Origin of the sequence: Paenibacillus cellulosilyticus, assembly GCF_003182255.1 — a bacterium.
In the GTDB taxonomy this organism is placed as follows: domain Bacteria; phylum Bacillota; class Bacilli; order Paenibacillales; family Paenibacillaceae; genus Paenibacillus_T; species Paenibacillus_T cellulosilyticus.
In genome coordinates, this window is record NZ_QGTQ01000019.1 from 1 (window position 1) to 18,279 (window position 18,279).

At 51.8% G+C, this 18,279-nt stretch carries 14 protein-coding genes; 3 read left to right on the plus strand and 11 right to left on the minus strand.

Going from position 1 to position 18,279, the window contains the following annotated elements:
- Positions 1-615: 615 nt before the first annotated feature.
- The 6 genes from rsgA to DFQ01_RS20075 all read right to left on the minus strand — a co-directional run bounded on the left by rsgA (position 616) and on the right by DFQ01_RS20075 (position 8,720).
- Positions 616-1,749, minus strand: a complete 1,134-nt coding sequence (gene rsgA / locus DFQ01_RS20050; protein WP_110045695.1) for a ribosome small subunit-dependent GTPase A — start codon at positions 1,747-1,749, stop codon at positions 616-618.
- A 427-nt stretch (positions 1,750-2,176) separates the two neighbouring features.
- Complete coding sequence (locus tag DFQ01_RS20055) at positions 2,177-3,685, minus strand: polysaccharide deacetylase family protein (RefSeq protein ID WP_110045696.1); 1,509 nt, start codon at positions 3,683-3,685, stop codon at positions 2,177-2,179.
- A 430-nt stretch (positions 3,686-4,115) separates the two neighbouring features.
- Entirely contained in the window at positions 4,116-5,066 is a 951-nt protein-coding gene (gene nrdF / locus DFQ01_RS20060) for a class 1b ribonucleoside-diphosphate reductase subunit beta (protein ID WP_110045784.1), read from the minus strand.
- A 57-nt stretch (positions 5,067-5,123) separates the two neighbouring features.
- Positions 5,124-7,208, minus strand: a complete 2,085-nt coding sequence (gene nrdE, locus DFQ01_RS20065; protein ID WP_110045697.1) for a class 1b ribonucleoside-diphosphate reductase subunit alpha — start codon at positions 7,206-7,208, stop codon at positions 5,124-5,126.
- The gene (gene nrdI, locus DFQ01_RS20070) at positions 7,195-7,566 is read right to left on the minus strand and encodes a class Ib ribonucleoside-diphosphate reductase assembly flavoprotein NrdI (RefSeq protein ID WP_110045698.1); all 372 of its coding nucleotides are present in this window, start codon (positions 7,564-7,566) and stop codon (positions 7,195-7,197) included. The genes nrdE and nrdI overlap by 14 nt, the downstream gene beginning before the upstream one ends.
- 791 nt (positions 7,567-8,357) lie before the next feature.
- Positions 8,358-8,720, minus strand: a complete 363-nt coding sequence (locus tag DFQ01_RS20075; RefSeq protein WP_110045699.1) for an ArsR/SmtB family transcription factor — start codon at positions 8,718-8,720, stop codon at positions 8,358-8,360.
- A 163-nt stretch (positions 8,721-8,883) separates the two neighbouring features.
- Between DFQ01_RS20075 and DFQ01_RS20080 the strand changes: the two genes are divergently transcribed.
- Positions 8,884-9,996, plus strand: a complete 1,113-nt coding sequence (locus DFQ01_RS20080; RefSeq protein WP_110045700.1) for a cation diffusion facilitator family transporter — start codon at positions 8,884-8,886, stop codon at positions 9,994-9,996.
- 383 nt (positions 9,997-10,379) lie between these two features.
- On the opposite strand, the gene bcp is transcribed toward DFQ01_RS20080, so the two are convergent.
- Together bcp and DFQ01_RS20090 are read right to left on the minus strand one after the other, a co-directional pair.
- Positions 10,380-10,880, minus strand: a complete 501-nt coding sequence (gene bcp / locus DFQ01_RS20085) for a thioredoxin-dependent thiol peroxidase (RefSeq protein ID WP_110045701.1) — start codon at positions 10,878-10,880, stop codon at positions 10,380-10,382.
- A gap of 100 nt (positions 10,881-10,980) precedes the next feature.
- Entirely contained in the window at positions 10,981-13,203 is a 2,223-nt protein-coding gene (locus DFQ01_RS20090) for an MMPL family transporter (RefSeq protein WP_245946808.1), read from the minus strand.
- 133 nt (positions 13,204-13,336) lie between these two features.
- Between DFQ01_RS20090 and DFQ01_RS20095 the strand changes: the two genes are divergently transcribed.
- Positions 13,337-13,954: a TetR/AcrR family transcriptional regulator gene (locus tag DFQ01_RS20095; RefSeq protein WP_110045703.1), complete on the plus strand. Its 618-nt coding sequence runs from the start codon at positions 13,337-13,339 to the stop codon at positions 13,952-13,954.
- 182 nt (positions 13,955-14,136) lie between these two features.
- Here the strand turns inward: DFQ01_RS20095 and DFQ01_RS20100 are convergent, their stop codons facing one another.
- Genes DFQ01_RS20100 through DFQ01_RS20110 form a run of 3 tightly spaced genes read right to left on the minus strand, consistent with a single transcriptional unit; the run spans position 14,137 to position 16,804 of the window.
- A complete protein-coding gene (locus tag DFQ01_RS20100; RefSeq protein WP_110045704.1) occupies positions 14,137-14,928 on the minus strand; it encodes an ABC transporter permease in 792 nt (263 codons plus the stop codon).
- Positions 14,929-14,936: 8 nt separating this feature from the next.
- A complete protein-coding gene (locus tag DFQ01_RS20105; RefSeq protein ID WP_110045705.1) occupies positions 14,937-15,731 on the minus strand; it encodes an ABC transporter permease in 795 nt (264 codons plus the stop codon).
- Complete coding sequence (locus DFQ01_RS20110) at positions 15,728-16,804, minus strand: ABC transporter ATP-binding protein (RefSeq protein WP_110045706.1); 1,077 nt, start codon at positions 16,802-16,804, stop codon at positions 15,728-15,730. The genes DFQ01_RS20105 and DFQ01_RS20110 overlap by 4 nt, the downstream gene beginning before the upstream one ends.
- Before the next feature lie 244 nt (positions 16,805-17,048).
- Here DFQ01_RS20110 and DFQ01_RS20115 point away from each other — a divergent pair, with 244 nt between their 5' ends.
- Complete coding sequence (locus tag DFQ01_RS20115) at positions 17,049-18,134, plus strand: LCP family protein (RefSeq protein ID WP_110045707.1); 1,086 nt, start codon at positions 17,049-17,051, stop codon at positions 18,132-18,134.
- Positions 18,135-18,279 lie beyond the last annotated feature (145 nt).

Genomic DNA, 18,279 nt, shown 5'->3' on the forward strand with positions numbered 1-18,279 from the left:
TGCAGTAGAACTTAAAGAGAAGTGCGCATCAACGCAACTTCTGTTCCTGCATACCCCGACTGTGTCATCAACAACTGTCAGCCCTAATTCCATCGCTTCATCCGACATCTTAATAGTTGAAATCCTGCGAATGGTTGAGCATTCGTGAGAGAAACCCTTAAATACGAGGGACGGTTGTGGCAGGAGCTATTTGCGCTCCAAGACGTGTTTTCGACTAGGAATGATCAATTAAGCGCTGTGGCATCCAATAGAAGTTGTAATGGTGCAAAAACAGTCAAATAAGCGCCGGTGCAACCGTTAGCGATTCGTCGTTCCAGTTCAAGCGCCCCGCGGCGTCCAATGGACACTCCAACCGCGATCTTAGCATCAACCGAACAGCTTGAAACGGCCCCCTTGACGGGCCCTTCACAGGTAGCCGTTTTTAGTGACACAATAAATGCCAGTCTAGGGCTATCGGCAGCATTCCGACAGCTCCTGACTGGCATTTTGACTAGTGTTACTCCGTACGTTAACTCAACAGAGCTTATGCGAATGCGACTGGTGCTAACCCTTGCGTTAACGATTGTTAACCTGCCCTTAGCTCAAAAGGACCGTATCCGTTAACGCCTGTCGGAGTTATTCCTCTTCCCAGCTCCGCATCTGCTTCGCCGTTGGACGCGGTCTGCCGGCTGTCGTACCACTGCGACGCTCTTTGCTGCGCTGATCGATACGTTCCTTACGCGCTTGATGCGCAATCTCCTTGCCCGTCTTCACATAGTTGTTATAACGCCGACGATCGAGCTCGCCGCTGTCTAATGCCGCAAGTACCGCGCAGCCTTCCTCCCGTTCATGACGGCAATCGCGGAAACGACATTGCGATGCGAGTGCCGCAATATCGCTGAATGCTTCCTCATGCCCTTCATCGGCATGCCACAGCTGCAGCTCACGCATACCCGGCGTGTCCATGAGCAATGCACCGCCTTCAATCGGGAACAGCTCGCGATGGGTCGTCGTATGTCTCCCCTTCGCATCGTCCTCACGTATATCCTGCACGCGCATCCGATCCGCTTCGGACAGCCAGTTCAGCAGCGTAGATTTGCCTGCACCGGACGAGCCTGCAACCGCAACTGTCATGCCTTGGCCTAGGTAAGGCGCAAGCCGCTCCCGTCCTTCGCCGCGGGCGGCACTGACGACTACTACAGGTACGCTGTCGGGGATAAAAGCACGTGTTTGCTCCGCCATAGACTCCGGGTCTGCACACAGATCTGCCTTTGTTAACACGATAACAGGCTGCGCCCCACTGCCCATCGCAGCGGTCAAATACCGCTCGATACGGCGCAGATTGAAGTCTTGATTCAACGCGTTGACGAGCAGAATGAAATCGATGTTCGCACCGATGACCTGCTCCTCCGGCTGACTGCCAGCTACTTTGCGGGATACTGCGGACTTACGCGGCAGCAGTGCATGAATGACGACACGTTCGTCACCCGGAGCAAGCTCTGCCATTACCCAGTCCCCAACTGCCGGATAGTCACCTTTGCCTGACGCCTCATATTGATAACGTCCGGCGACCGTGCCCAGACGTTCTCCTTCGTTCGTTATCACCCGATAGACGTGAGAGAATTGGGCTGTTATTCTCGCGGGTACGAGTGTTCGATGGGTGTTATTCGCCGCATTCACCGCTTGCGCTTGTGCTTCCCAATGCTCATTCCATCCATATGCCTGTAAATGCGTCGTGTTAAAAGCTTGATTAGGTGTATTATGATCCAAATGTTTAGCTCCTCTAATGTTAAGTCCGTTCTCGTTAGCAGCCAATGCCGCTGTTCAAAACAAAAAACCTGCGCGGTCTCCCGGCAGGTTTCCATGCTCGCGCTGACGTTAGACGGCAGCTCAAAGCAGGAGCATGCGCCATCTATACGTCAAGCGACAAAGCAAAAACCGGGAGACCATCCTACGGTCTCTCCCGGTTCAGCTTACAGACGCCGCGCGAAATGCACGGTGTCTGTTGTTTCATATAGATCGCGAACGATTAATGAAGATCTATATGTTCAAGCTTCCGTAGAGACCGATGTCCATGTCGTTGTACAATCATCGTCATTGTTCTCATAGCACATCAGCCTCCTTGAATTTAGTATCACCAGTATATCCCTTAATCGCTAGTTTGTGCAACAACAGAATTGTACGACCGGAAATGGAGTTACGCCGCTGCCGATGCTGTTGACGTTGTTGAAGCATTGCCTCCATTACCGAAAACGATCTGATTCCCGTTCTGTACCGCCTCTACAGGCTTACCCTCGATCTGAAGCAGCACCTCACGCAGCGATGCATACACCTTGCCCTGCTGAACGATACCCGGCTGCCCATCGCCTGTCTTCAGATCAAAGCTAGTACCGCTCGGTAAAACAATACGTACCTTCCGATCTGACGCGCTCCAACTCAGCTTACCGTTCAGCGCTTCAATCATATCGCGAAGTGGAATAAGCCAATCACCCTCTCCGTGTGCCCAATAAGCGCCTGGCTCAAAAATGAGCGTTCGGTCCGCTGCATACACAACCAGCTCTTGACCGTCTTGAGCTGCAGCTGTCGTTGATCCAGTCTCCGCCGACGCCGCCTTACCAGCACTTGCTTCCAGCTCACCAGAGAACACGAATGGGCTTGCCCCTTTCGCCTCCAGCCCTTCACGTACAGAGGTTTCCTCCGCTGACGTCGCCTTTGGCCGGCTCCACTTCAGCTTGTCTGCCAGACGGAACGTGACCGGCTTCACCGCTTCCGTCAATGGAGCAAACGTATAGCCTTTTTCTTTGTAATAGCGAATGATTTCAGGCAACGCCTTCACGGATTCCCCATGAATCGAGCTGTCATGCAGCAGCACAACCGTCTCATCCGATAGCTTCGAATTGTGGATGTTCTTGATGATTTCCGCCGCTGGAACCCCAACCCGTACAGAATCGCCGCTATCGACATTCCAGTCGAACATCGTATAGCCCGCTTTCGTCATCGCATCAAAATACGACTGATCAAAGTTGCCGTACGTCCCGCCTGGCGCACGAACCAATTTGGTCCGAATGCCCGCCGCCGCTTGAAGCGCCTCTTCGGTCTTCACAATCTGTCTAGCAAATTCACCAAAGCTGTTATACAGCTCCTTATATTGATGATCATACGTGTGATTGCCTACCGTATGCCCTTCCTCTACAATCCGCTTCAGCAAGTCTGGATGCTCGTTCACATGCTCGCCAAGGACGAAGAATGTCGCCTTAATGCCTTCCTTCTTCAGGATATCGAGAACCTGTGGCGTCAATTTGCTTGGTCCATCATCGAAGGTCAGATAAACGGTCTTGCCAGCAGGCTTGTCCGGCAATGTCTTCGTACTGTTGTCCTTGCTAGGCGCACTACCGCTATCCGGTACATAGCCGCTCGAGCCGGCTTTTATAATGACCGGTTGATTGCCCGTTGTCGTCTCTTTATCAGCATCTGCGTCCGCCTGTACCACTCTAGCTTCTCCTTCTATATCGACAGTCGATCCTGCTTCCACAGCCGCTTGTCCAGCCACATCAGCAGCCGCCGGTGACGACTCAAGCCACACCTGCTCGTCCACACTTGCTTCCTCCGCCGCTTCTCCACGATCGACAAACCATCCACTCCACGCTGCCGCACTGACAGCGAATACTATTGCAATTACGGCTCTTACGATTCGACGACGAATCATATCCGTCCACCTCGCTCAACGTTTCCGGCCTTCCCGGCCTGGTTGATAGATTATATGAGACGAGAGTCTAGCAAATGACTAGTATAATAAATATAAAAGCAGAAACGGGTAGCCCGATTTGCCTAGTGTCCAGAGAACAACCTACCTCCCTTCGTCAACGCTATTCATAAGAAATTGTAAGCGTTGTCAAATTACTCGTCTCGAAGTTCCATCTTCTGCTTCTATTACTGTTAAAGACGTAAGTATCGTAGAAAAAGTTTCAAGAACGACCGAGAAATTGTCTTCGCCTAACGTTAATCTTCATAACAGATAGACAAAAAACCACCATCCGCTATTCGCAGATGGTGGCTGATCCGTTCATCTATTCTATTAAAATTACTTGTTCTCAAAGTTCGGTTTCGTGATCAAAAGCGGACTTTTTGAACGACCTCTAAAAATCAAAGTCCTCATCGCGCAGCGTCTCGACATTAAGCGTACGGACATAGCCGTTGCCCTTCTTGGAGAAGAAGTCGTGCTGCTTCGTCCGCGTGTTAATACCGTTGAAAACGATCGGGTTGATGTCTTCCTCTGGGAAGCGCGGATCAAGGCCGAGATTCATGAGTGCTTTGTTGCAGTTGTAGCGCACGTATGCTTGCACATCGTCAGCCAAGCCGACTTCCGTGTACAGCTCGTTCGTGTACGCCTCTTCGTTCGCATGCAGCTTGTCGATAAGCGCGTTCAGCTCATCGAGCGCTTCTTGACGCTCTTCCGGCGTCAGGCCGCGGTAAATCTCTTGCGCGAGCACGCCAACGTACAAGCCATGGATGCTCTCGTCGCGCAGAATAAGGTCAATAATCTCGCCGCTGCTCGTCATCTTGCCTTGACCAGCAAGGAAAAGCGGATAGAAGAAGCCGCTGTAGAACAAGTAGCTCTCAAGCAGAACCGACGCGGACAGCGCCAGGTACAAGCTCTTAGGCGTCTTGATGTTATTGTAGTAGACCGAGATCCACTCCGCCTTGTTCTGAAGCTTCGGATGGTTCTTCACCCATGCAAAGACACCGTCGATCTCTTCCGTCGAAGCCAGCGTTGTGAAGATACTGCTGTACGATTTGGCATGGATCTGCTCCATCATGCCCATGAACGACAGCACGGCTTTGCGCTGCAGTCCGTCAACGTGCTCGACGATCTTCGGAATGCCGACGCCGCCTTGAATCGTGTCGAGCAGCGTCAGACCGCCCAGTACCTTCATGTACAGCGCGCGTTGTTGTTCGCTCAGCTCGATCCACGACATTTTGTCGTCAGACAGCGGGATCTCTTCATCCGTCCAAAATTGCATAATGTTCTGGTTCCAGAACGTCAACGTAAAGTCGTCGTCCGGTCTGTTCCAGTTAACAGCTTCCAATGCCATCGCTCAACCGTTCCTCTCGAATCTATATAAAAGTAACTAGCTGTGCCGTCATTAGACGGCGCAGCTAATGCACTCCTCAACGCTTAGTCTGTTCGTACGCGTGTAGTAGAGCGACTTGAGGCCCTTCTTCGCCGCGTAGATATAGTAGCGGGACAGCTCCCGTGTCGTTACGTCACTATTAACATGCAGTACAGTCGAAATGCCTTGATCGATGTGCTGCGAGATCTCGGCGATCATATCGATGACCTTCAATTGGTCCATCTGATAAGCCGATTTGTAGAAGAAGTAGTTATCCTGCGCCAGGTAAGGCATCGGATAATACGTCGTCGAGTTCGCGTACGTACGCGTCTCGATATGCTCAACGACCGGCATAACGCTCGACGTCGCATTTTGCACATAGGAAATACTTTGCGTTGGAGCAATCGCAAGACGGTACGCATGGTAAACGCCATGCTTCATAACGAGTGCCTTCAGCTCAGCCCAGTCCTCAGGAGATGGGATATGCATCTCGCCGAACAGCTTGCTCGCGCGCTCTGTTTGCGGACGATAGTCCGTCGCCAGGTAGCGGTCGAAGTAGTTGCCGTTCGCATATTCGGATTGCTCGAAGCCATGGAAGGTCACACCACGGTCGCGGGCGATCATCATGCTCTTCTCGAGCGAGTAGTAGTTCATCATCATGAAGAACGTACGTGCAAAGTCACGCGCTTCTTCACTTTCATAAGCGATCTTGTTCTTCGCAAGGTAGCCGTTCAGGTTCATTGCGCCGAGGCCTACCGAGTGAAGCTCTTCGTTCGCTTTGCGAACACCTGGTGCATTAGCGATCTTCGCCATGTCGCTGACCGACGTCAATCCCTCGATGCCCTCGTGCACGGACTCTTTGATTTTGCCAAGGTCCATGACGTTCACGATGTTAAGCGATGCAAGGTTGCAGCTGATGTCGCGGCGAATGATGTCCTCTTGACCATAGTCGTTAATCTCGGACGTCTCCTGCAGCTGGAAAATCTCCGTGCAAAGGTTCGACATTTTGATCGGTCCAATGCCCTTCAGCGCATGATCTTTGTTCGCATTCGTGCGGTTCATAATATAGGGATAGCCCGATTCGAGCTGAATCATTGCAATCTTCACAAGCATGTCGCGCGCGCTCATGACCGTCTTCTTCTTCACACGACTGTCTACGAGCAGCGTATCATACATTTCGTCAAGATCCATGTCGTCCATGTGAACGCCATAAGCCTTATGCACCGAATGTGGTCCGAATACGATAAGCGGCTTGTTCTGTGCTGCCAGCTCGTAGAACTTGTTCGGTACGATCAGACCGATCGACAACGTCTTCAGGCGTGTCTTCTCGTCTGCGTTAATCTTCTTGCTGTCGAGGAACTCCATAACGTCCCAGCCGAAAATGTTGTAGTAGCCTGCACCTGAACCTTTGCGCTGACCCATCTGGTCGGCATAGGAGAACGCGTCCTCCATTAGCTTCAGTACGGGCATAACGCCTTTTGCAGCGCCCTCTACACCTTTGATAGCCTCGCCGCGTCCACGAAGCTTGGACAGATTAACAGCTACGCCGCCGCCGATCTTCGACAGCTGCATGCACGTGCCGAGCACGTAGTTGATCGAGTTAAGCGAATCATCCATTTCAAGCAGGAAGCACGATACCATCTCACCACGGCGGCTTTTGCCGGCATTGAGGAATGTTGGCGTCGCTGGTTGGAAACGCTGCTCCATCATTGCTTCCGCTAAGCGCATCGCTTTGTCGAAGTCGCCTTCGCCCAGATGAAGCGCAACCGTTGCTACGCGGTCCGGATATTGCTCCATGTACTGCGAGCGGTCGTCGCTCTTCATCGCATAGTCTGTGTAGAACTTCGATGCAGCCATGTACGAAGCAAATTGGAAGTTGAAGCCGTGGGTCTTGCTGAATACCTCTTCAACCTGCTCCTTCGTGTACTGCTTATATACATCTTCATAGAAGTCGTTATCAATCATATATTGGACTTGCTCAGTAAAGCTGTTGAAGCGCATGCTCTTCGCTGCAACTTCTTCCATGAAGGCAGCCACCGCTTCTTGATCCTTCTCCAGACGGAAGAAGCCTTCCTCATTACGCTGCATCAGCTCGTTATTAAGCTCAATATGCCGCAAGTTTATTCACTCCCTGCCGAAATTGATCGACGTCGCGTCCTGTACCCGACAGCTCGAATTTATGAATGACCGGAACATTGTATCGTTTCGAAATATCATCTGCGCTCTTGGCGAACGATTCTCCCCAGTTGCGATTGCCGCTCGCTGACACGCCTCTTAGCTTGGAGCTGTTACGGCGCAGAAATTTCTCGACACGGTCCGGCACTTGTCCGAATCCAGTCGTGAACGTTACGAGTACGAAGGGCTCGTCCACCGTTATGTCTGCTGTTTCTCCGTCGTCCAGCGAGACCGACTTCATATTCAGTTTTTCGACAAAGCGGCGGACATTCCCTGTCCTCGAATCATACACAACTAGCATGTTTTTATACCCTCCATATATAGCAGCCTCTCTTGGCTACCATCTCTACTAAAATCAATATGTAGGATGACTGAGACAATGATATATCTATATATTGTGCGTGTCAATGGTTCGGCGCCCCCAAATGCCAACAAAAAGTGCTTGACAATCGGAGAGCCCAAGTGGGGTAAGGGATTGCGGTTTTGTCTGACTTTTCTGTATCCAAAGGAGGGGGTCTGACAGCGTTTGTCGATTCGTAGGGAAGGCAATACATGTGAAAAACGAGGGTGTTTTTCATAATTGTGGTAAACAATTTGCAATGAAAAACAGTCTGTTTTTCACCACAAACACCACTCAAACAGCTCGATAAAATAACAAAGCGGCCTCCCAGCAACAGGAGACCGCTTCCATAGTTGAATCTATTTCTTCTATATAGAATGCATTCAATATTACAGCTTCGAGCTGTTTCATGCTGTATGAGTCATTGTCGCAGCTTCTGCTGCTCGATAATCGGCTGCTATGTGCTGGTGATGTACGTCGAATTTTACCTATGATTTTGGCAAGACGGCAGATCAAAAAATAAATTTTTCTATGGATAGTCGTTCGTAGTCCCTAGGGCTTCACATTCGTCCATATGTAGTGGTACTCGCGGACTCATCCCTATATCGTTACATCGCCCTGCCTATCGCCCCTGTTTATCCGCTGTAGGCATGAGCCGATCGGTTCTCGGGTCATGCACGACAGCCGCAGGCACCGCATACGAATGCTCCTACAGCGAATGCAATGACTCGCTGCAGGCGACGATATATAGATCAGTCGTGCGCAAGATGCTGTCTGGTCAGTACGAACAGCTGCTCAATATGCGTATCATCTAACGAGTAGTAGACCATCTTGCCTTCCTTACGGCGCTTGACGATACGTAGATTGCGCAAATACCGCAGCTGGTGCGAGACTGCCGACTGGCCCATGCCAAGCGCTTCGGTCAAATCGTGCACGCATAGCTCTTGAATCGATAATGCATGTATCATTCGAATTCGGGTCGGGTCGCCAAGCGCTTTGAACAGTTCAGCCATCGCTGACGCTGCCTCATCATCCAACAGCTCGTTTCTGACCCGATCTGCCGTCTCTGGGCCTGTGCCCTCACATATTGGCTCGCATTTGTCCAACGTGTCCATCGTAATCTCACCACCTGCCCCTTATTATACATGGAAATACGTATTCGTTGTCATATGGCTTATTGTGCACATCTAGGGTTGCGAACAACTTCTTCCACTGGTATGATGAGATTAATCAATATATGAGCAATCATTCATATGTTTAGTTTGGAGGGAGATGCGGATGACCAGCCGCGACAGCAACGAGCAGCATAAATGTACGGAACATAAACACGACAATAAGCTCACTACGTCTCAGCATGACCAATCCAGCGACAATCATACGCATGATCATGCGAGTCACAGCGATACGTGCAGTCACGCTAAAGGAAGCGACCACAAGCACGCTCATTCCCACGACAGCCATTCCCATCACCATCATGGGCACAGCCACCATGGCCACTCGCATCACGGCCACGTTCATGGAGGCGCGGGCAATCGGCAAGGGCTTGCAGTAGCGCTTTCCATTACCGGCGGCATTATGGTGCTTGAATTTGTTGGCGGCCTGCTGACAAACTCGCTTGCCCTGCTCAGCGATTCAGGGCATATGTTAAGCGACACCGCTGCGATTGCACTCAGCCTCCTCGCTTTCTGGTTCGCAGCGAAACCAGCAACAGCAGCGAATACGTACGGCTACCATCGCTTCGAAATATTAGCCGCCCTCTTCAATGCGCTGACGCTGTTCGTCATCGCCGGCATTATTGGTGTCGAAGCTTACCATCGATTGAGTGAACCACCGGAAGTAGCCGGCCTGCCAATGATGGCGATCGCCGCCGTTGGTCTTCTAGCCAACCTGCTCAGCGCCTGGGCGCTTATTCGCAAGGGCGACATCGAACATAACCTAAATGTTCGCTCTGCCTATCTGCATATTCTAGGCGATGCCCTTGGTTCCGTCGGCGCCATCGTCGCCGCGCTGCTTGTCACGCTGTTCGGCTGGAACTGGGCAGACCCCGTCGTCAGTGTTCTCGTCGCCCTGCTCATTCTGCGCAGCGCATGGGGCATTCTGAAGTCCGTCATCCACATATTAATGGAAGGCGCTCCAGCAGACGTCGATTCCGAGGAGGTCCGCGAGACGCTGCTCAGCATTGAAGGCGTCCGCGACATTCACGATCTGCACATCTGGACGATTACTTCAGGGCTTCCGGCCATTAGCGGTCACTTGCTTGTGCAGGAGGACATCGACTGTCAGCAAATCCTGCGGGAGGCGCTAGCGAAGCTGGAATCGCAATTCGGGCTGACGCATGCTACCTTGCAAATTGAAAAGTTTGAAGGGCTGCACCAGCCTCTGAAGGTTTAGGGGCGTTGCCCCTTGACCCCCCTTTATTTAATCCGAAACTGAATAATCTCCACCCACCTGAACCCCAAGATTTCTACCCACCCAAACCCTCGAGACTTCTACCCACCCAAACCCTCCCTGCTAGGGAGGGCCCCATGGGACTCCCGTCCCCTGGACCCCGGAAGGGGATGGTGGCGGGACAGAGACGTTGGTGAGATGCTGCGTGCTGGGGGTCGCGTGACCCTTTGGGTCATAGCTTTTGGTTGGTGCTCGTTAGAGTGCTAAGAACGAAAATTCAAATCGAAAGCATTAAACGAAAATAATGAACGAAACAAACAAAAAAGCTGCCTCTATCCGCTGTTTGTGCATCGGATAGAGGCAGCTTTCCTTCATTATAATGGTACTTATTTCTTCGACTTGGGCTTGGCGGCGGCTTCGATTGCCGCGAGGACCGTGTCGACATGGCCTTTGACTCGGATGTTGCGCCACTCTTCAATGAGCACGCCCTTCTCATTAATGAGGAAAGTCGAACGGACGATGCCCATATATTCGCGGCCGTAGAGCTTCTTCAGCTGCCAGACGCCGAACTGCTCGCACACTTGATTGTTCGGATCGGCCAGTAGTACGTACGGCAGATCATACTTGGCGATGAACCGTTCATGCCGTGCTACATCATCGGTGCTGATGCCGATGATAACCGTATTATGTGCGCTCAGCTTCTCGGTCGCATCCCGAAAATCGCAAGCCTCCTGCGTACACGCTGTCGTCATATCCTTCGGGTAGAAGAAAATGATGACCTTCTTCCCTATATAGTCGCTTAGCGAGACCGTTCCCCCGCCAGAGCCTTCAAGTGTAAAATCCGAAACTTTGCGCCCTAGCTCTACAGGTTTAAGCTTTTTCCCCATTTCATCCCCACCTTGTGTCCATCCAACTGTTGATTCCTTCATTATACATGATGGACGCCGTGGATACGAAATGTCTCAGCATTGGGTGCTGTTCCTTCTATTAATGAGACGCCGCAGAAGACGGCTCCTTCACTTCTTCGTGTTTGCCCGGCCAGAATGCTACACGGCCGAGCAGCGCCGTTATGGCAGGCACGAGGAACGGCCTTACGATGAACGTATCGAGCAGCACGCCAACCGCTGTTACGATACCGAAGTGAACGAGCACTTGAATCGGCAGCGACGCGAGTACCGCGAACGTACCTGCGAGAATGATGCCTGCTGACGTAATAACGGAGCCCGTCTCACTGACGCCTTCGCTGATTGCCTGCTTGAGCGGCATCCGCTTTCTTTTCTCCCAGATGCTTGAGATCATGAAGATGTTGTAGTCCTCACCGAGCGCAACCAGGAACACGAACGCGTACAGCGGGATGGAACCAGACATGGCATCCGCCCCCAGCACATAGTGAATAATAATCCAACCGAGGCCCAGCGCGGCAAAATAGGACAAAATAACGGTGCCGATCAAATACGCCGTCGCCACGACGGAACGCAGATAGATGAGCAGCAGCAGCGTAATGAGACCGATGACGACCGGGATAATGATCCGCGTATCGCGATCTCCTGTTACCTTCGTATCATACTGCTCCGCCGTCTGACCACCGATCCATACCCGATCATCAGCAGCACTGTCACTGCTGGATGCAGTCAATGCGGCAGCCGCTTCTTCACGCAGCTGCGGAATGAGCTCCATCGCTTCCAGCGAGTATGGATTCATCGTTAAGTTGATGTCCATCGCAGCGATGTTGGTGTTCACCTGTCCTTGCTCAGGTTCCGATACGCTCGCTACGTAAGGAAGCTTCGATAAACGCTCAGACACAGCCTTTACATCGCTTCCCTCCGTATCAACAATGACACGTACCGGTGCAAGACTGCCTTCTGAGAACTGCTCACCGATGACCTTAAATCCTTCGCGGGATTCCATATCAGACGGGAACGAGGACAGAATATCGAATGTTACTTTCATTTGCGATGAGAAGCCTGCTAATACGCCAAGCACGATAACCGTCGAGAGCACGACAGCCCATGGGCGGCGAACGACGAGACGACCAATTCGGCCAGCACGAGCAGCCTTCTTAGCGGGTACTGGCTTCCCTTTCTTCCGTGCACGTTCTGCAATCATCTCAGCCGTACGCGGTACGAATGGATAGAACGATGTGCGGCCAAAGATCGCAAGCAGCGCTGGTACAAGCGTCAGACTGGCGATTGCCATAATAAGAATCGATAAACTGAATGGTACAGCGAACCGGTGGTAAGCACCGTATTGCGCGAACAGCAGCGCCGACAACGACAGTACAACCGTCAAGCCGCTCATCGCAATAGCGCCTGCCGAGCCAGTCAATGCCTTCAGCAGCGCTTCTCGCTTGCTCTCGACTTCACCTAGATGATGGCGGAACTGCGAGATAAGGAACAAGCAGTAGTCTGTTCCTGCACCAAACAACAGCACTGTCATAATGGAAATGCCCTGCGAGTCGATTGTAATCCAGCCCTCACGCGCCATCGCACCAAGGATTGGTCCAACTACCATATAAGCGAATCCAACCGCAATAAGCGGTATGAATGCCAGCACAGGCGAACGATAGATAAGCAGCAAAATAATTAGGACAAGCAGTACCGTCCCCAAGAGCAGCGACACGTCTGCGTTCTTGAACAAGCCAGTCGCATCAACTTGGATGCCGACAGGACCCGTAATGCGGGCACTGAGCGCATCTGCAGCATCTGTCTCTGTATTAAACGGATCGCCGCCCAGCGTCGCTGCCGCATCCTCACGAAGCTGATCGAGGCTCTCCTTCATTGTCTCCGTATCAGCACCTGCAGCGAACAGAACTGGCGCTACAATTGTACTGCCATCTTCAGATAGCTCGGCCTGAAGCGCAGGCATTGGCAGCTTGTGCAGCGGTGGTACGCCAACCTGCTCCGGCAGCGGTGCTGCCTCCCATTGCGCGGTCAGCTTCTGCAAACCTGCTAGGTCGTCAGCGGTTAACCCGCCTTCGCGATGCAATACGAGCAGTGCAGGCGTTCCACTGTCGCTCGGAAATTCTGTTGCATCTACTGCTGCGGCTTGCACAGATGGCTTTGTATCGCTCAGGTTAGCCGCATTGTTCGCTTCCTCATCACCGACTGCGGGCAGCGTGACCGTTAGGACGACCGCCAGCACCAGCCAGACGAGAAGTGTAATCCACCGCCCTTTTTTCCCCGTCACCGAGGAGTAAAAACGTTCATACATAGGCATCTTGCATCCTCCGTTCATACTTCATGCTATAATAATGGATATCGAGCTATTTTTAATTATATATACCGTACGGTTAATTAATCAATGTCTGTATTCGAATTTTTTGTTAAATGAAGGTGTCTAACATATGAAGAATGCACGTCCAACAAAAGCGCTCGGTCGTCCGAAGCGCAGTGAACAGGATGCGCCGACGCGCGATACCATTATTCAGATCGCTTCCCGTCTGTTCTTGGAGAATGGCTATGAGCCGATTTCCTTGAATCAAATCGCGGTGCAATGCGGCATGACGAAGGCTTCTCTCTACTACCACTTCGCCAACAAGGCGGAGTTGTTCACGGAGTCACTTATTTGGATGCTTACTCGTGCCCGCATGAGCACGGAGAAGCTGCTGCATGAGGCCAGTGACTTGAAGAGCGGGCTCGAGACGCTGGCCATTATCAAAATGTCCACCCAGCACATGGACTTCGAATCCATCATGCGTGAGTCGTCGAGCAACCTTACCGAGGAGCAGCTGACTCGTATACGTGAGACAGAGCATAATCTACATGATGTGCTCGCGATTCATTTTCAAGCTGCGATGGACAAAGGCCATATGCGGCAAGCGAATCCGCTGCTGTTGGCGCATACGCTGAGCGCGATGCTGATGCTTGGCAATCGGCAGGAACCTGCCGATTTGTTCGAATCGGTGCCGGAGCTGGCGAAGGCGATCATCGATCTGTTCTGGAACGGCGTCACGCCTGAGTAAATGTTACTGCCATAGAACGAACAAGGAGCTATCCCAGCGGTTATCGACGAAGATAACCGGCTGTGGACAGCTCCTTGTTCTACTTAGTAGTAAATGTTCAAAAAGCTCGGTTTTCAGCACCGAGAAGGTTGGATCACATTGTTATACTTCGTGATCGAAAGCGGACTTTTTGAACGACCGCTCTATGATCCCGCTCCGCGGTACCGCTTCACACCAGTATTCCATACGAACAGCCCGATCGCAAACACGATCACACCGACGAGCGGCGTGTACAAGGCAAGCGACGCCATATCATCATGCTTCGCATCGAGGAAGTACGACGCTGGAATGATGCCCACGAAAGCGAATGGCAGCACCCACGTAAGGACGAATCGGATAATACGGCTGTAGATGTTGACGGGATAACGCCCGTAGTTCTGAATGTTGTACATGAGCGGCAGGATGCCTGTCGGCGCGTCCGAATAAAACGAGATCGCGGTCAAAGCCGTGTACAGCCCCATATAAATGAGCACTGCGCCAAGCGTGAGCAGCGCCATCATCGGAACGTACCACCAATGGAACACGAGATCGAGCTGTCCCCAGCTGATCGCCATGATCAGAATGCCGATGAACGATCCAAACAGCGACGGGGGGTCCATATTTTCCAGCGTCACTTGGAACAGGTTATGTGCCGGACGCGTCAGGATACGGTCCATCTCGCCCTTCGCAATGTATCGATCTGCGAAATTCCATAGATTAAAGAACGTCCCGAAGATACCGAACGGCACCATGAAAAATCCGTATACGAATACAACCTCTGCCTCCGACCAGCCGCCAAGCGACTCGGTCTGTTGGAAGACGATTAGAATGAAAATCAGGTTGACCCCCTGGAACAACAGATCCGACAGCACCTCGATCCAGAAGTCAGCCCGGTAAGTAAGACGAGTCTTGGCGTAGTTCTTCAGGTATTCCCAAAATAAAGACAAATATAGCATCGCGATCGTTAACCCCCTTGCACGAACAGCCGCGTCCGCGCCGCCCGCCATGTCAGCAGAATCGGCACGAGCAGCACGACGAACCAAATGACCTGCACACCCAGCACACCCCATGCTTCCGAGAGCGGCGTTCGGCCTGTGAACACTGCAGTTGGCAGATAGGTAATCGCCTGAAACGGCAGCCAATTCATCGCGACCGACAGCCAGCCTGGGAAAAATGCGATCGGTACGACTACACCCGAGAATAGGTCGACGATAACCCGCTTCATGCGCATCATGCCCTCGTTATTTTCAACGAAGAAGGCGAACAAGCCGGTCAGCATATTGATCTGCGTATTAATAAGAAAGGCGAAGAACAGCATGACGAGGTAAATCGCCCATACCTTCGGATCGGTTGGGAGTGATACCGGGAACAACAGGCACACAATGACCATGCCCGGAACCATGAACAGAAGCAGGCGGAAGATTCCTTCGCCGAAGCCCTGCATCAGCTTCACCGCAAGGTAAGAATACGGTCTGATCAGCTGTACCGCAACGCTGCCATCTCGAATTTCATTGGCGATCTCCCGATCGAGATTGTTGAAGTAAAATGCCCGAGCCATCCAAGATACGGCCACATACGTCGTCATCTGGGCTACCGTGAAGCCCGCCAGCACCTGCTTGTCACCATAGATTGCCTGCCATAAGAAATAATAAGCGCCGATATTGATTGCATAGATGATGATGCCACTGTAGTAGTTCACCCGATAAGCGAGCATCATGAGGAAGCGAATACGGATAAAATCAACATAAGCGCTCATCATGACCGTGCCGCCCCGCTAATCGCTGTATCATCCTCAAGCGCAGCCGCTGCCGCTGCCTTCGTCTCCGCGCTGCCCGACTGATAAATCGCACGGACAATCTCGTCGGTATTCGTCTCCATGATCTTAATATCGCGGATATCAACAGAGGAGCCGACAACACGTGCAAGCGCATCGGATACGTTAATTTCGTTAGGCAGCCACATCGCCGCTTCTACCCCGTTCTCCAGCGTCCACGATACACCGGTAAGCCCTTCCGTTAATGTCCGCAAACGGTCCGTCGTAACCGCGGAGCCGAATTGGAACTTGATCTCCCGACCTTTGCTCCAACGCGATTTCAAATCCTCCAGCCCGCCGTCATAAATAATGCGTCCATCGTCCAGCATAATAACGCGCGAGCACAACGCTTCAATATCCTGCAAATCATGAGTGGTTAGCAGAATGGTCGTACCATGCTCCTTGTTCATGCCCTTCAGAAACTCGCGGATTTCGGTTTTCACGATAATATCTAGGCCGATCGTCGGCTCGTCCAAGAACAGAATCGACGGGTTATGAAGCAGCGAAGCAACAAGCTCGCAGCGCATCCGCTGGCCAAGGCTCAGCTTCCGAACCGGACGATTGAGCAGTTCGCCAAGCTGCAGCCGCTCCACCAATTCATCGAGCCTGCGGCGGAAATCCGCCTCTGGCACCCGATATACTTTGCGCAGCAGCTGGAACGATTCGATAACGCCGATGTCCCACCAAAGCTGCGAGCGCTGTCCGAAGACGACGCCAATTTCTTTGACGAATTTCTCCCGTTCCTTATGCGGCACGAAACCGTTCACGCGCAGCTGGCCGGAGGTCGGTACGAGAATGCCTGTCAGCATTTTGATCGTGGTCGACTTGCCTGCTCCGTTCTCGCCGATGTAGCCACAAATTTCTCCTTGCGGGATTTGGAACGTAATATCTTTAACCGCCGTTACTTCTCGGTATTCGCGTTTGAACAAATCCTTCAACGCGCCCCCGAGACCGGCGCGGTTATTCTGCACCTTGAACTGTTTGCGTAAATCTTGAACATCAATTGCAAGCCTAGACACTATGTTGAACCCCTTTCTGCCTTACTCATCTAAAGTTGAGGGCTTATAAAGTTTTATTTTTCGATAAAACCTATATCTAAATGCACCTGATTATCGCCAAAAGACCTACATGAAGGTTTTCTCATTGTTGGTAATTCAATAAAACTTGATTCCTTGTGCCCCTGCGCTTTATAATTTTAGGATGTGTAATCTGTATTTGTTTCAGATGCACAAGAAAGCATACTCCAAAAAGGAGCGACATTCAATGGAAGCGCGTAAGAAAAGAAAACGCAGACCGTGGTGGATGTGGTCATTATTCGGTTTGCTAATAGTTGTTGCTGGTCTTTTCGTCTGGGCTGCTGTCTACGGAGTAGGCGTCTACAACGCTTTAGACGGTTTAAATAAAAGCGATGAAGAGTCCAAGTTTACGCAATTCAATGATCAAGATTCGACAACAGCTGAACCACCGAAGTGGGAAGGCACTGAGCGCGTCAACATCCTGCTCATGGGCGGCGATGGCCGTGGCTTAGAGAAAAGTCAGGTCGCACGCTCCGATACGATGATGGTCGTATCGATCGATCCAGCAACAAAAAAAGCGCATGTCTTCTCCGTTCTTCGCGACACTTATGTTGATATCGAAGGTCATGGCAAAGGACGGATTAATACAGCCGTATCGCTTGGCGGTGAGCGCCTGGCGCGTACAACAATCGGCAATCTTCTAGGACTTGATATTCAATATTACCTTTATACCGAGTTTGAAGGCTTCAAATCGCTGATCGATGCCATCGGCGGCATCGACTTCTACGTCGAGAAGGATATGAACTACGTCGATAATGCCGACGGCAACCGTTACGATATCCATCTCAAGCAAGGCCAACAGCATCTTGATGGCGACCATGCTCTGCAATATGTGCGGTTCCGCCACGATGCGATGAGTGACTTCACGCGTACGGAGCGTCAGCGGGAATTCATGCAAGCCGTTGCGAGCAAAATCATGTCCGGTTGGAGCATTGTTCATATCACAGACATCATCAAGAGCGTCTCGCCTTACATCGAGACGAACCTGACGGTCGAAGATATGCTCAAACTTGGCCAGCTTGGACTCGGCATTACGGTCGCAGGAACGGAACAAGTGCCTCCAATGGATATGATCAGCGAGGACAACGCTGGTGGCGCAGCCGTTATCGGCATCAAGGACGAGGACAAGCTTCGTCAATTCGTACAAGATGAGCTGGCGAAGGATACGGAGGCTCCGGCTGACGGTACATCGACCGATGGTACGGGTACGTCAACGGATAGCTCGACGGACAGCAGCTCGAGCACGAGTGAATCGAGCTCGTCCAGCAATTAATAAAGTGACCCCTTTCTGAAGATGGAGCCGCGCTCCTCAATCGGAAAGGGGTTTTTATTTATACCGTATGCGGATGAGAAGCGATTGCTGGCGGCTTAATGGTATAATAGCGATTAGGTTTGTACTGCACTAACGGAGGTTATTC

What these genes read in the sequence shown, in the direction of transcription:
- DFQ01_RS20055 (WP_110045696.1), bottom strand. Translation starts at nt 3,685, where the DNA reads ATGATTCGTCGTCGAATCGTAAGAGCCGTAATTGCAATAGTATTCGCT.
- nrdI (WP_110045698.1), bottom strand. Translation starts at nt 7,566, where the DNA reads ATGCTAGTTGTGTATGATTCGAGGACAGGGAATGTCCGCCGCTTTGTC.
- DFQ01_RS20075 (WP_110045699.1), bottom strand. Translation starts at nt 8,720, where the DNA reads ATGGACACGTTGGACAAATGCGAGCCAATATGTGAGGGCACAGGCCCA.
- DFQ01_RS20080 (WP_110045700.1), top strand. Translation starts at nt 8,884, where the DNA reads ATGACCAGCCGCGACAGCAACGAGCAGCATAAATGTACGGAACATAAA.
- bcp (WP_110045701.1), bottom strand. Translation starts at nt 10,880, where the DNA reads ATGGGGAAAAAGCTTAAACCTGTAGAGCTAGGGCGCAAAGTTTCGGAT.
- DFQ01_RS20090 (WP_245946808.1), bottom strand. Translation starts at nt 13,203, where the DNA reads ATGTATGAACGTTTTTACTCCTCGGTGACGGGGAAAAAAGGGCGGTGG.
- DFQ01_RS20095 (WP_110045703.1), top strand. Translation starts at nt 13,337, where the DNA reads ATGAAGAATGCACGTCCAACAAAAGCGCTCGGTCGTCCGAAGCGCAGT.
- DFQ01_RS20100 (WP_110045704.1), bottom strand. Translation starts at nt 14,928, where the DNA reads ATGCTATATTTGTCTTTATTTTGGGAATACCTGAAGAACTACGCCAAG.
- DFQ01_RS20105 (WP_110045705.1), bottom strand. Translation starts at nt 15,731, where the DNA reads ATGATGAGCGCTTATGTTGATTTTATCCGTATTCGCTTCCTCATGATG.
- DFQ01_RS20115 (WP_110045707.1), top strand. Translation starts at nt 17,049, where the DNA reads ATGGAAGCGCGTAAGAAAAGAAAACGCAGACCGTGGTGGATGTGGTCA.